General features: G+C 39.9%; 11 protein-coding genes and 2 pseudogenes. 11 read left to right on the top strand and 2 right to left on the bottom strand.

The window, feature by feature from the left end:
• The 9 genes and pseudogenes from CK1_RS11265 to CK1_RS11225 form a co-directional block, all read left to right on the top strand.
• A pseudogene (locus tag CK1_RS11265) lies at positions 1–1667 on the top strand (MobA/MobL family protein); the annotation flags it as partial.
• A 57-nt stretch (positions 1668–1724) separates the two neighbouring features.
• Complete coding sequence (locus CK1_RS11260) at positions 1725–2354, top strand: DUF6040 family protein (RefSeq protein ID WP_502685134.1); 630 nt, start codon at positions 1725–1727, stop codon at positions 2352–2354.
• An 88-nt stretch (positions 2355–2442) separates the two neighbouring features.
• Positions 2443–3036: a type IV toxin-antitoxin system AbiEi family antitoxin domain-containing protein gene (locus tag CK1_RS11255; RefSeq protein WP_003505367.1), complete on the top strand. Its 594-nt coding sequence runs from the start codon at positions 2443–2445 to the stop codon at positions 3034–3036.
• Positions 3037–3898, top strand: a pseudogene (locus tag CK1_RS11250) (nucleotidyl transferase AbiEii/AbiGii toxin family protein).
• A 148-nt stretch (positions 3899–4046) separates the two neighbouring features.
• A complete protein-coding gene (vanR, locus tag CK1_RS11245) occupies positions 4047–4742 on the top strand; it encodes a VanR-ABDEGLN family response regulator transcription factor (RefSeq protein ID WP_003505360.1) in 696 nt (231 codons plus the stop codon).
• Between the two features lie 16 nt (positions 4743–4758).
• On the top strand, positions 4759–5268 hold the full coding sequence (locus CK1_RS11240; RefSeq protein WP_015526351.1) for a VanZ family protein: 510 nt from the start codon (positions 4759–4761) through the stop codon (positions 5266–5268).
• 13 nt (positions 5269–5281) lie between these two features.
• Positions 5282–6346 carry a sensor histidine kinase gene (locus CK1_RS11235; RefSeq protein ID WP_003505357.1) on the top strand — a complete coding sequence of 355 codons (1065 nt, stop codon included), beginning with the start codon at positions 5282–5284 and terminating at the stop codon, positions 6344–6346.
• Between the two features lie 140 nt (positions 6347–6486).
• Entirely contained in the window at positions 6487–7374 is an 888-nt protein-coding gene (locus CK1_RS11230) for an ABC transporter ATP-binding protein (RefSeq protein WP_003505354.1), read from the top strand.
• Between the two features lies 1 nt (position 7375).
• A complete protein-coding gene (locus CK1_RS11225) occupies positions 7376–8617 on the top strand; it encodes an ABC transporter permease subunit (protein ID WP_008392848.1) in 1242 nt (413 codons plus the stop codon).
• A 209-nt stretch (positions 8618–8826) separates the two neighbouring features.
• On the opposite strand, the gene CK1_RS11220 is transcribed toward CK1_RS11225, so the two are convergent.
• Positions 8827–9099, bottom strand: a complete 273-nt coding sequence (locus CK1_RS11220; protein ID WP_005345990.1) for a DUF6061 family protein — start codon at positions 9097–9099, stop codon at positions 8827–8829.
• A gap of 459 nt (positions 9100–9558) precedes the next feature.
• Here CK1_RS11220 and CK1_RS11215 point away from each other — a divergent pair, with 459 nt between their 5' ends.
• The gene (locus CK1_RS11215; RefSeq protein WP_227597888.1) at positions 9559–10095 is read left to right on the top strand and encodes a helix-turn-helix transcriptional regulator; all 537 of its coding nucleotides are present in this window, start codon (positions 9559–9561) and stop codon (positions 10093–10095) included.
• Positions 10096–10913: 818 nt separating this feature from the next.
• Here the strand turns inward: CK1_RS11215 and CK1_RS11210 are convergent.
• Entirely contained in the window at positions 10914–11456 is a 543-nt protein-coding gene (locus CK1_RS11210; protein WP_015526348.1) for an SMI1/KNR4 family protein, read from the bottom strand.
• 225 nt (positions 11457–11681) lie between these two features.
• Here CK1_RS11210 and CK1_RS11205 point away from each other — a divergent pair, with 225 nt between their 5' ends.
• On the top strand, positions 11682–12470 hold the full coding sequence (locus tag CK1_RS11205) for an electron transfer flavoprotein subunit beta/FixA family protein (RefSeq protein ID WP_015526347.1): 789 nt from the start codon (positions 11682–11684) through the stop codon (positions 12468–12470).
• The last annotated feature ends 6 nt before the right edge of the window (positions 12471–12476 follow it).

Here is a 12476-nt window from a genome sequence, read left to right as displayed (position 1 = left end):
ATTATATCAGCATCTGCCTATCTCAATGGAGATGTGATGAAAAATGAAGAAACAGGCAGAATCAGTTACTATACTTCCAAAAAGGAAGTCGTCTACACCAGTCTGATAATGTGCGAAAATGCACCTCCTGAATGGCTGCATGTACCGGAAGAAAATATAAAAAGGTTTCAACAGTCTATCCGTTATAAAAGAGCGGATGATAAAGAAGCTGTACTGGAAAAGTTTAAAATCACATTTCAGAAACAGCGGCTATGGAATGAGGTCTTGAAGATAGAAAAAATGCAGATGCACAGCTTGGACGCTCATTTGAATTTTCCTTACCGAAAGAATGGAGCAGACAGGAACAGATTGATTATACAACCGAATATATTCAAAAAACTTTCGTAGATAAGGGAATGTGTGCCGACTGGAGCATACACGATAAGGGCGACGGGAACCCACATGTGCATTTACTTGTAACCATGCGACCATTCAATCCGAACCATTCATGGGGCAACAAAGAAGTCAAGGACTGGGATTTTGTCAGAGATACTGACGGAAATATCGTAGTTGATGAATCCCACCCGGACTGGTGGCAGGATAAGAAAAACCCTGACCGGCATGGAATCCGCATTCCGGTACTTGATGAAAACGGAGTACAGAAAGTCGGGGCAAGAAACCGAAAACAATGGAAACGGGTTCTGACCGATGCTACCGGCTGGAATAATCCAAAGAATTGTGAGTTATGGCGAAGCGAATGGGCTAGGATGTGTAATCAGCATTTATCCGTAGACAATCAGATTGACCACCGCTCTTATGAAAGACAGGGCAAATTAAAAGTCCCTACGATTCATGAGGGTCCGGATGCAAGAAAGATTGAGGAAAAATATCTCACCGGACAGATATGGAATGGTTCATGGAAGGTAGAGGAAAACCAGATGATTAAAAAACAAAATGCACTACTGCAAAAGGTAATTGAAACCTTTGGTAAGGTATCCGGTGCATTGTCAATATGGAAGGAGTGGTTGAATGACATTAGAAGAAAGCAAAGAAGTAATTCCCATGATGGAAGCAATGATTACACAGATAGAGGAACAGCAGAATATCATGGCAGAGATGCTTCAGGAAATACAGGAAAAGGACGAGAAGCTGATGTGCTTTCAGGAGAAGGAAGAACGATTGCAGCAATTAGAGAGCGAATTATCAGAACTGCTTCAAATCTTGCCGGATACAGAAGAACTGTTGATACTTCTGGAAGAAAAGACAGACCAGATACAGAAGCTTACAGACGAAAATCAGCAATGGCAGGAATTGGCACAGAAATTAAACAGCGAGAACCGGCTATTGCAGAAACAGAACAGCGAATTACTGAACTTGAACAGCAATTAGAGAAAGGAAGGTCGATTGATGAACGAATTAAGAAACTCAAAGAGCGACGATCAACTGGAAGAGTTGCTTCTGCTGACAGAGCAGATGCAGGAAGAACTCGACCAGAAAGACAGGACTATCCGGGAACTGAAAATGCAGCTCGACGAATCGCTGATCTTGAACGAGAGGTTAAACAGCGAGAACAGAGCAGGGAACATTCAAGCCTTAAAGAACGACTTGAGGAAAACAAAAGAATTGTTGCAGAGAGAGAAAGAGAAAACGCACGCTGCCGAAATCATGACAGAGGAATGTCAAGATAAGCTAAGGCAGGCAGAACAGGAACGGGACTATGCACTCTCTCATCAGAAAAAGTAGAGATACCGGTTGAAAAGCCAGTACTCTATCAAAAGTGTGGGAACTGTAACCTGACAGCTTATCTGAAAGCCAAGGAAAAGTATGATACGCAGAGAGAAAAACTGGCAGGCAGATATAAAACAAAAACAGCCATGTATGAAGCATTGATGTTTCTGCTGATATGGTATTCCGTATCAACTACTCTTTTTCAGATGATACGGTCAAAAATATTTATTTCTGATTGCGTGGTATTCTTTGATACAATCGCCACTTTTATACAGACCATTGCAGGGTGGATTATACTGACAGGAAAGAACATGGCACAGATTAGTAATGGAATATCCAATCCTGTCGTTGCCGGAATTGTATATTGGCTGATAAGAATACTGATCTGCGGTGGATGTTTGGTGGGTGCTGGAATACTTGTAGCATTTATAGAGATAAAGATTGCAGAGTTATATAAGAAGTGCTGTTGGGATATGATTACCATAATGGTAATACTTATAAGCATGGCAACAGCTATCTACTTTGGGAAGTGGATAAAGACAACATTGCCAATCAATCTGCTATTTCTCTTATTATTCGTGCAACTGGTATATGTTGGAATCAGGTGGTATGTAAAGGGATGGCGAGAAACAAGGGGATATCATTAAAACAAAAATACCGATATTTTATTGGTACTATATGTCTTTACTTTCGTGCTAATATATATTATCATATTAGCACGAAAGGAGAAAGCATATGACTCAGTTTGAAAAATTAGATTTGTTGTTGCGTGAATGTGGAGGGACAATTCAGACATTTCAAGTTCTAAATAATGGAATTAGTAAGTCTGTGTTTTATGCATATGTGAAGGAACGAGGATTAGAACAAGCTGCTCATGGTGTGTATGTATCGCCGGATACGTGGACAGATGCAATGTACCTTTTGCATTTACGTTGTGGTCAAGCTGTATTTTCTCATGAAACTGCATTGTTTTTTCATGATTTAACGGACAGAGAGCCTTTGAAATACACCATAACAGTAAGAACTGGATATAATCCAAGTCGTTTGCAGGAAGACGGTTTTCAAGTGTACACAGTAAAAAAGGATTTACATGAAATAGGAATCATAGCTATGCAGACATCATTCGGACATTCCGTTCCCGTTTATGACATGGAGAGAACAATTTGTGATCTGCTTCGTAGCAGAAAAAATGTTGAAATGCAGGTCTTTCAAGACGCATTGAAACAATATGCAAAACGTAAGGATAAAAACTTACGGATGCTTATGAAATACGCAGCTATGTTTCATGTTGAAAACATACTTAGACCATATTTGGAGGTGTTACTTTAGATGATAACAACGGCAAGACAATTAAAGGATTTAATTCGTAATATGTCAAAGAAAAAATCCGCAGATGCACAGATTTTGATGCGGAATTATATGATGGAACGTTTTTTAGAACGAATTTCTTTATCAGAGTATAAAAACCAGTTTATATTAAAAGGTGGAATGCTTGTGGCGGCAATGGTTGGTCTGGATGCCAGAGCTACTATGGATCTGGATGCTACCATAAAAGGCACTAATGTTAGTGTGGAGGATGTAGAAATGATTATATCCCAAATTATATCAATTCCACTGGACGATGGTGTTTCATTTCGGGTCAAACGGATATCGGAAATCATGGAAGAAGCAGATTATCCTGGTGTTCGTGTAAGCATGGAAACGAAATTTGATGGTGTAATCACACCATTAAAGATTGATATTTCTACAGGAGATGTAATTACACCAAGAGAAATCAAGTACAAATTTAATCTTATGCTTGAAGACCGCACTATTGAGGTATGGGCATATAATCTGGAAACGGTATTGGCTGAAAAATTGGAAACTGTTGTTAGTCGAAACGTTACAAATACACGAATGAGAGATTTTTATGATATTTATATTTTACAAAAGTTGTATGGAGAACAACTCCAAAAACAAGTTTTATGGACTGCACTTGTGGCTACAGCCAAAAAAGGGGAACATTAGACCTGATAGAAGCTGAGGATATAAGAGAAATATTTGATGAAATTGAATCAAGTCCGGTTATGGAGACCTTATGGAAAACATATCAAAAAATTATTCTTATGCTGCTGATATTTCATGGCATGCAATTGTGAAGTCAATCTGTGCATTATATGGAAGTATATTGGAGAATATGTATGACACATAAAAAACTGATATGTAAATTACGTTAGCATTTTGAGTTGCCTAAATTCGAAAGTTAGGAAAATCTTAATAATTTCTCAGGCAATCCATTGTGAATTTAGATGTTGTATTTGCTATACTTAATTGGAAATATGAGCAAAGGAGTTGAAAATATGTCTGAAAAGATATTGATTATAGATGACGAGCAAGATATAGCGGATCTGTTGGAGGTCTACTTGAAAAACGAAAATTACGTCGTTTATAAATTTTACTGCGCAACGGATGCCATGTCGTGTATTGAAAGCGGCGACATTGATCTTGCCATTCTGGATATTATGCTTCCGGATATGAACGGCTTTTCACTTTGCCAGCTTATCCGAAAGAAATACACTTATCCAATCATAATGCTAACGGCTAAAATTGAGGAAACGGATAAAATAACGGGGCTGACATTGGGAGCGGACGATTATGTGACAAAACCCTTTCGCCCACTTGAAGTAGTTGCCAGAGTGAAAGCGCAGTTAAGACGTTACAAGAAATATTCACCCGGTATCATCACAGAGAAAATTCCATCGGAACTTTCCTATAACAAATTGTGCTTGAATGTGCAGACCCATGAATGTCTGTTAGACGGGGAACCTGTTTCTCTAACCCCGACAGAATTTTCTATTCTCCACGTCCTTTTGTCAAGTGCTGGAAATGTTGTAAGCATTGAGGAACTGTTTCATGCGGTTTGGAAAGATGAATACTACTCTAAAAACAGCAGCACAATTACTGTGCATATCCGGCATCTGCGCGAGAAACTGAACGATACTTCCGATACTCCGCAGTATATTAAAACGATTTGGGGTGTCGGCTACAAAATTTAAGCGAAAGGAGAACGCTATGAAGAGAAAATCAAATTGTTTGGCAACTATTTTATTCTTAATTTATCTGGCACTTCTGGTTTGGATCATACTGTTCAAACTACAGTTTTCAATCAGTGATCTGGATAAAGTAAGGAGTATAAACCTTATTCCTTTTCACTATGACAAAGAAGTTGGCGCAGCATTTCACTTAACAGAGGTACTCGAAAATTTCTTGATTTTTGTTCCTATGGGCATTTATCTTCAAATGCTTCTGCCAAGAACAAAATTATATGTGAAGTTCATGCTGATTGCTGGAACAAGTTTTTTATTGGAAACTATGCAGTATATCTTAGCAGTCGGACGTTCTGATATTACTGATGTACTTACAAATACGGCAGGTGGTCTTTTGGGGCTTGCTGTATATTCGATGGCAGCCCGGTTAATCGGAAATAGAATAAAAGCAAACAGACTGTTTTCCATTCTGGCAGGCATAGTAAGTGTTGTCGTGATTGGTCTGCTTGGCTTTCTTCTGTTTGCTAATCGGTAGGAGGTGTATTCTCATGTCGAATAAAGAAATGACAACAGAAAAGCGCCTTAAAGTGCGCTTATACCTATCATTGCTGGTTTATACCGTTGTTGGATATGGTTTGACCCTTATCTTGGACTACATCTTTTCAAAATTTGACAACGGTATTTTTGCATGGCTCTACTGGCGGCTTGATCTGCTTTTTATTTTGTATCTGATGCTCGGCTTTATATGTATCTTCAATTACTATTGGAAAAAGCCGTGGGGCTATCTGGATGAAGTAATTGACGCAACCCAAACGGTCTATGAGCAGAACAATCATACAGTATCGTTGTCTGAGCCACTGAAAGAACTGGAGGAACAGCTCAATCAGATTAAAATGTCTGTTCTGTTGAGCAAGCAGGCTGCAAAGCAGGCAGAAGAAAAGAAAAATGAAATTATTATGTATCTGGCACATGATATACGCACCCCTCTCACAACAGTAATCGGCTATTTGAGCCTGCTCCATGAAGCCCCTGACATGCCTGAACAGCAAAAGGAAAAGTATGTAAAAGTGGCGTTGAATAAGGCAGAGCGCCTTGAAAAGCTCATCAATGAACTTTTTGAAATTACCAAGTACAATGCACATACGGTTATTATCAAAAAAGAAACTGTGGATTTACATTGTCTGATTGCGCAGGTAATAGATGAAATATATCCGACACTCTCCGCAAATGGCAATACAGCGGTATTTACTGCGGAGGATAACTTATCCGTGAACGCTGACCCTGAAAAACTGGCGAGAGTTTTCAGTAATCTTTTACGAAATGCTGCGTCATATAGTTACCCGCAGACAGAAATCACTATATCCGCCAAACGGTTAGAGCATGATATTCAGATCACTTTTGAAAATCATGGAAAAACAATTCCGCAGGAACAGCTTAACAGTATATTTGAAAAATTCAATCGCTTGGATGATGCCCGGCTTTCTAATACAGGTGGTGCGGGACTTGGTCTTTCTATTGCGGAAGAAATTATACATTTACATGGTGGAAAGATTACTGCATCCAGTCAAAACGAAACCATAGACTTTGTGATTACATTACCACTTTCCGCTTAGGAAAATAAGAATGTGATCTTAGGAATTACTTAGGAATTTAAGCGTGTGATTTTTGAGATTGAAAAGCCTTTGTTCGGTACAATGATTATCGAACAAGGGCTTTTTATTGTTCAGCTGAAGCAAAAGAAAGGAGTGTAAGCATGGAACTGAAAATAGAGCATTTAAGCAAGCAGTTCAAAGACAAAACAGCAGTAAATGATGTCAATCTGACATTGACTCCCGGCGTTTGGGGACTTTTGGGGGCGAATGGTGCAGGGAAAACCACGCTCATGCGCATGATTGCTGATATTATGACACCAACCAACGGAGCGGTTTACTATGACGGAAAAGACATTCGAGAGTTAGGTGAAGTCTACCGAAGCAAGTTTGGCTTTCTGCCGCAGGATTTTGGGTATCACCGGGATTTTACGGTCAAAGATTATTTGGAGTATATGGCTGCGCTGAAAGATATTCCTACAAGGGCAACCACCCAAAAGATCAATCATTTGTTGGACATTCTTTCGCTCTCCGATGTGAAAAAGAAAAAAATCTCCAATCTGTCAGGCGGCATGAAGCGTCGTGTTGGTATTGCGCAGGCTATGTTGAACGACCCGGAGATACTTGTCATGGACGAACCGACAGCAGGACTTGATCCCGGGGAGCGCGTGCGTCTGCGGAATTTCATTTCCGAGTTTTCGCATGATCGAATCGTGTTGATTTCCACCCATATCGTATCTGACATAGAATATATTTCTACGCGCAACGCAATTATGAAAGCCGGAGAAATTGTTGATGTCGGAACTACCGCAGAACTTGTCAAGCGGATTGAGGGCAAGGTTTGGAATTGCATAATTCCGACCTCAAAGCTGCCGGAATGTGAAATGCGGCTGCGCATTATCAATCAGCGAGGCGAAGATCACAATCAGGTTTCTATTCGTTATCTGTCCGAACATTCGGAAATTGATGGGGCTGTTACAACGGAGCCACGATTGGAAGATCTGTATCTGTGGTTGTTCCCGCAGACAGACTTGGAAAAGGAGGACAGATAATATGCGGCTCTTTAGACTTGAACTAAAACGTATTTTGAAGTCACGGCGCACCCTGATTTTACTTGCAATCGCACTTTTGCTTTCCGTAGCCATGGCATACCTGCCTATTTCATTTGAGGGTATTAACCGTCCAAACGAAGATGGCACGGTTACAGAATTAGATGGCTTGGCAGCTATCAAGTACAAACAAGATTTATATAAAACATCCGCTGGTGAAGTGACCCCGGATAGGATCAAATCGGCTTTGGAAACTTATCAAAGCTGCGTTCGAGAATATGGGCCAGTCGAGGAAGAGGGCTTTCCTCTGGCTGTATTTATTGAAAAAATCGTCCCGTTCCGTCACTTGCTGATGGGTCTGTCCGAAGCGTTTGCTGATCCAGTAACAGGCATTGGTGCTGATTTAATGGATATTGACCCGAATGACATTGACGGAGCCTATTATGAAAAGTGCGCAGAACATTTACAGGATGTCATGCGGAATGAGCAAAGAGAAAACAAAACCGCACAGCAGAAAGCTCTTGAAAAATATTCAGAACTTGATACGCCATTTTATCTTCATTCTGGAATTTCAAAAGATGCATTTGATTATATTGAGTTTTATATTTTGTTCCTTGCTATTTTGTGTGTGGCAATCGCAGCATCTACTTTCGCCGGAGAATATCAAACGGGCGGTGACAGCATCCTGCGAACCACCAAATACGGGCATAAACAATTAGCAATTACCAAAATTCTGGCGGCATTTACACTTTTCGTTGTTACTTTCCTTGTCGGGATCACGATACACATTCTGATTTTAGATGCAGCGTTCGGGACGGATTGCTTAAAAACATCGTTTCAGATGCGATACTCTATCATTAATCTGCCAAACATCAATCTGGGGCAGTTGCAGATAATTCTCGCAGCAGCGGGCTTACTTTCTGTATTAGCAACGGTTAGCTGTACGTTGTTCCTGTCTGCAAAATGTAAAGACACATTGACAGTTTTGCTGATCTCTATTGTAGTTCTTCTCATGCCGCTTTTTGCTTATGTAGCGATGGGAGCAACATGGCTCTCTACCATACTTCCATCTGCCGGAATTGGTATGCAGAACAATTTCCTTTCTCAGCTTGCAGATTTCAATTATCTGAATATCGGTGGAATGAGTTTCTGGACACCGCATGTTATTTTGATTTCGGCAGGAATTGAATTATTTGTGTTTACATTCTTGGCGATTCATTCCTATTGCAGACATCAGGTAGCATAAAAGAAGTTCAAAATAGAACGAATAGGTTATCTGCAGCGCGACGGCAAAAGAAAAAAAGCCGTCGCAGAGCAGACACATTTTCACGCGCCTATGAAACGGCGGCTTTGATTTTCAGAGCCGCCGTTTCTTTGCATTTGCACAAACCTATGATGAATTTTCCGGAAATATTGTGGTTAATAGCGATTTAAACTGTTGTATTTGTTTAAAAATTAAAAAATATCTAATGAGTCTTCCGCATCTACCCACATCTGCAAATTTCCATCAAGATATAATTTTGCATATTCAAGAGGTTCATCAATGGCGAGTGCGTTTAATGCACAGTCTGATCCTGGTGTGGTTTTTAAGTTCTTTTCAGCTTCCCAACAGTCAATGCGGAGCATATAGCCAACAGAGGTGTAAACATCAATACTGTTGCGCTTGGGATTGTATTCTGCAAATATTGTTCTCATCGTATCAAATCTCCTTATCGTTAAATCAATCATTTGTTGCAAAAATCAGAAGCATTTCAATCAGTTCACAATGTCACTTTTATTTTGTGTTATACTGTTTTATATAATTTTCTTGCCCTTGTTTTTGCCCTTATCAGAGTTCGTAAACACTGGTGGGACGATATAACGCAAGGGAAACAATAAGGGAAAGCTCACCTGCGATAAACTTTGTGTTTTCAAGGGATTGAGAGATATTTGATAATAAAATATAACAGTTATTAAATCCCTTGGAATATATGAAATCTCAATTCCAGTTTGTATAATTGAAAAAATGAAAAACGCATAGACAACTGTGTCTATTAGTGAAAATACGACATTTCTCGCTTTGTGTCGTGTTATTTGCAGATAACAGATTCTATATTTGATGATGAAAGGAGGAGTTGAGGTGGACCAAGTAAAAATCGGGAATTTTTTAAAAAACTTCGCAAAGAAAAAGGCATTACACAGGAGCAGTTGGCAGAAATATTAAATGTCTCTGGAAGGACCGTATCCAGATGGGAAACCGGAAACAATATGCCGGATATCAGTATTCTTGTGGATATTGCAGATTATTATGATATCAGCATTCCTGAGATTATCAGTGGAGAAAGGAAAAGCGAGATGATGAACGAAGAAGAAAGAAAAATTGCTAAAACAATGTCAGATTATGCAACTACAGAGAAAGAGAAGATTTTTAAGGAAATGAAGCTCCAAAGTGTCATGGGAGTTTGTGCATTGGTTCTATACTGGATTCTGCATGAAACAGGTGCATATATGTATAATGATGTGTTAGGAAAGCTTGCCGGCTATTGTGAGACCTTGGTATCTGTGTCAGTCATAATGATAGCAGCATTTACGACAGGATCTTTAAGCAAGGTGCGGAGCAAGAGTAGGAAAGTTTTTGTGTTCGAAAATTTCCCAAAACCTATGCAATTAGTTGTAACTGCAGTTGTTGCCTTTGGTGGAGCTGCTGTGATCAAGCTGGTACTGGTGTATTTTTTCGGCTTATAAGTATTTTCAAATTCGTATTACATACTATGGAAAAAGAACTTTTTGACATTCTTACAGATGCGTAATAATATGCTTATAGAAAAAAGAGTGTTGCTGATAGACGGTTAGTCCGTTTTGCTATTTAGAATATCTATCAAAAATAACCGCTTAGTTTGCAGACTGGGCGGTTATTTTTGTGGTTTATGATTATCCTTGCCTAATGTATATCCGATACAAAAACAGGTTAGGCCGAAGCTCACTACTGCTATGAAGTCAACAATACTCATTGGCTTAGTTCTTCTTTCCATTGGATTCCTTTACAGGTTTCTATGTAATCAGAAGGTCACAGGTCTCCGTTTCACTTCGGTCGTTGCAAAACGAGTGCCACTGGCACTCTGCAACCCTCTGGAGAAGGACTAACCGTCTACCGTTATGGTAGCACCCATGTTCTGATTATAACCGTCTGAAACTGTCGGCGCAATATGAAGTTGACAGATGAGAGTAGGGCAACTGTAGAAAAGAATCTTTTCGACCAGGGATTCCGGTGCCAAGAAATCAGGCAAATAAAAATAGATGGTGCAAATCAGCCGTTTTTCACTGTATTTTGGATAGAAAACCATAAAAAATATGAGGTAAAACGGGATTAAAGTATCGCGAGGGTGGACGTACTGTAGGATCAGGACGTGTTGCTACAGTTATCGAGTAATCGTTAATTAGTATAACATCCTAATTTAATATATATTGAGTACCGCAAGGTACATTGTGTCCAAACGTAAGATACCCCGGAAACCTTACGGTTCCGGGGTATTTTTACGAAAAATATTCATAAAATTTCTGTTTTATGGATTCAAGAAATACCAGAATTCATGCCCCTGGCATACGATATATCTTTCCAGCCATTCATTAAAAGGGATATTAAAACGATCAGTATCTGGAGCCGGATAGCATAGGTAATCGTCTCTGCCTTCTGATACAGCCTGAAGATCCATGGTTATATCGCCGATGTCCTGTAAGCAAAGAACAGGAAGATGATATGTAAACTCCGGATCAGATAAAATAGGCGTACTATTCCAAGATTCCTTTTCTTTGAGCGCTCTTTTTAAAGAATAAATGGTACAGCTGACTAAAGAACTGCCTTCCTCTCCGCAAAAAAGTTCCATGCCATTTGAGCAGGATAAAAAAGCTTTGTATGAGGCAGGAAGTTTCATATTGGGAAAATATTTTTCAAACAGCTGAAATTCTTCAGGTGTTACAGGAGGGTTAAATTTATGAGTTACTTTTATAGGTTCATCGCCTAAATGCCACTGATAGACCCATCCATTATTTTCCATTTCATATTTTAGATTGTTGAAAATTCTGTAGATTGCACGGATGTCTTCCATTACATATATGCTCCTTGATCGATGTGATATTGTAAAGATTCATATGTCTGCTTTATTTGATAACGGAGAGTAATTATAGCATGCTTAAAAGTTTTTTCAATGCTTTTTTGTGCAGAATTTACCAAAACCCTCTCGACTTTACATCACGTTAATGCTATACTTATACAGTTGTTTAACGTTTTAAAGCAAAAAATAAAAGCGAAAATACAGGAAAGAAGATAGAAAATGAAGATCGTTGTATGTATGAAGCAGGTACCGGCAACTTCCAAGGTTGATATCGATCCGGAAACCGGTGCCATGAAACGAATGTCCGGTGAGACAAGGACTAATCCATATGATCTGTTTGCATTGGAAACAGCCCTTGCGATCCGGGAAAAAACAGGCGGAACTGTAACCGTTCTTACTATGGGACCGCCTCAGGCGGAAGAGATGATCCGGGATGCTTATACCATGGGTGCTGATGAGGGCGTGATTCTTTCAGACCGAAAATTTGCGGGAGCGGATGTTCTGGCAACCTCTTATGCGTTAGCACAGGGAATCCAGGTGATCGGCGGTGCAGATCTGATCATCTGCGGAAGACAGACCACAGATGGTGACACAGCCCAGGTTGGACCGGCCATTGCAGAGCATCTGACCATCCCACATGCTGCATGGGTAGCTGAGATCATGGACGTCAATGAAAAAAGCATTCAGGTCCGTCAGGATCTTGTCAGTGTTTCCCAGGTTTCCGAGATTCCGTATCCATGTCTGCTGACTATTGATAAGGATACCTGCGTGCCACGTCTGCCATCCTATTTGTTAAAGAAGGCAACTGCAGACCGTCCGGTACGGATCTTAAACTTTGAAGATATGCCGGATCAGGATCTGAGCCGTTACGGACTGATCGGTTCCCCCACCTCTGTGGAAAAAATGTTTGCGCCGGAGGAAAGTGAAAAACAGGTTTATCTGGAAGGAACTGCAAAGGAAAAAGCAGACAAGCTTGTTGCTCTCCTGACCGGAAAGAAGATCATATAGGGGGAA

This window comes from Ruminococcus sp. SR1/5, assembly GCF_000209835.1.
Classification (GTDB): domain Bacteria; phylum Bacillota; class Clostridia; order Lachnospirales; family Lachnospiraceae; genus Blautia_A; species Blautia_A fusiformis.
This window is presented reverse-complemented; position numbering and strand designations above follow the sequence as displayed.